This window comes from Streptomyces sp. 13-12-16, assembly GCF_002114215.1.
In the GTDB taxonomy this organism is placed as follows: Bacteria; Actinomycetota; Actinomycetes; order Streptomycetales; family Streptomycetaceae; genus Streptomyces.
The window spans coordinates 1-1,193 of sequence record NZ_NCTE01000268.1 but is presented as its reverse complement, the minus strand read 5'-3'; the positions used below and the strand labels follow the sequence as shown (position 1 = coordinate 1,193).

Genomic DNA, 1,193 nt, shown 5'->3' with positions numbered 1-1,193 from the left:
CGGGCGGGGCGGGCCCGTCACCCGGCCGGACGGTCCTCCGGCGGCGTGTCGCCGGCCCGCCCGGAACCGGGGGCGGACGGCGGCAGCGTCTCGCCCTGGATGATCCGTGGGGCCGCGGGCGCCTCCTCCGCCTTGTCCTGCTCCTTCATCGCGCGCGCCTCGGCCTTGAGGATGCGGGCCGACTTGCCCGCCGAGCGGGTGAGTTCCGGGAGCTTCTTGGCGGCGAGGACGGCTATGACGACGATGAGGATGACGGCCAGCTCGCTCAGTCCGAACATGGGTGCACTGCTCCTTCTCCGTGGCACGGGCGGCCCGGGCAGAATCTACATCACTGTAGAGAAGAGTGGGGGTGGCGTACGGGCTCCGGGGGCGTCTATACGATGTCTGCCCGGCGAACAGGCGGCGGAAGGGAGGCGGGGCGTGGCGGAACAGCGGGAGGGTTCCCGGCGTCGGGGGCAGGGCGAGCTGGAGGCGCTGGTCCTGGCGGCGCTGCGGGAGGCGGACGGCCCGGCGACGGCCGGCTGGGTGCAGGAACGCCTGGGCGGCGGCCTCGCCTATACGACCGTCATCACCATCCTGACCAGGCTGCTGGCCAAGGGAGTGGTCACCCGGGAGCGTACGGGCCGCTCCTTCGCCTGGACGCCCGCCTCCGACCAGGCGGGCCTGGCCGCCCACCGGATGCGCCGGGTGCTGGACGCCGAGAGCGACCGGGAGGCGGTGCTGGCCAGTTTCGTCACCGGCCTGGGACCGGACGACGAACGCCTCCTGCGGGAACTGCTGGGCCGGCCGGGGGACGAAGGGGAAGACTGAGACCGCCATGGGGGTGTTCGTCCTACTGCCGCTGGTGCTGCCCCTGACGGCGTGGCCCATCGCGCGCCTCGCCGAGCAGCATCTGCACCCGCGCACGGCGACCCGGCTGCTGACCGGGGTGGCCGCGGTGATGGCGGTGTGCAGCACGGTGTGCCTGGGGCTGCTGATGGTGGTGGGCACCGCCCAGCTTCCAGGGAACCCGCTCCCCGACGGCTGGTCGGACCCCGAGGTGCGCGCGGCGGTGCCGTACGACGAGGTGGCGGGCAAGGCCGCGATCCCCGCCCTGTGCGCGGTGCTGGCGGCGTGCGGGCGGACGCTGTGGCGGCACGGCCGGGTGCGCCGCCGTGCCCACCGGGCGCTGGCCGGGCTGCGGGGGACGGAGG

The 1,193-nt window shown here is 74.8% G+C and carries 2 protein-coding genes and 1 pseudogene; 2 read left to right on the top strand and 1 reads right to left on the bottom strand.

Features of this window, described 5'->3' with window-relative positions; translation table 11 throughout:
- Nucleotides 1–17 precede the first annotated feature (17 nt).
- A complete protein-coding gene (locus B7767_RS11935; protein ID WP_085572179.1) occupies nucleotides 18–278 on the bottom strand; it encodes a twin-arginine translocase TatA/TatE family subunit in 261 nt (86 codons plus the stop codon).
- Between the two features lie 142 nt (nucleotides 279–420).
- On the opposite strand from B7767_RS11935, the gene B7767_RS11930 reads away from it, so the two are divergent.
- A complete protein-coding gene (locus B7767_RS11930; RefSeq protein ID WP_085572178.1) occupies nucleotides 421–810 on the top strand; it encodes a BlaI/MecI/CopY family transcriptional regulator in 390 nt (129 codons plus the stop codon).
- Nucleotides 811–817: 7 nt separating this feature from the next.
- Nucleotides 818–1,193: pseudogene (locus B7767_RS11925) on the top strand (M56 family peptidase); the annotation flags it as partial.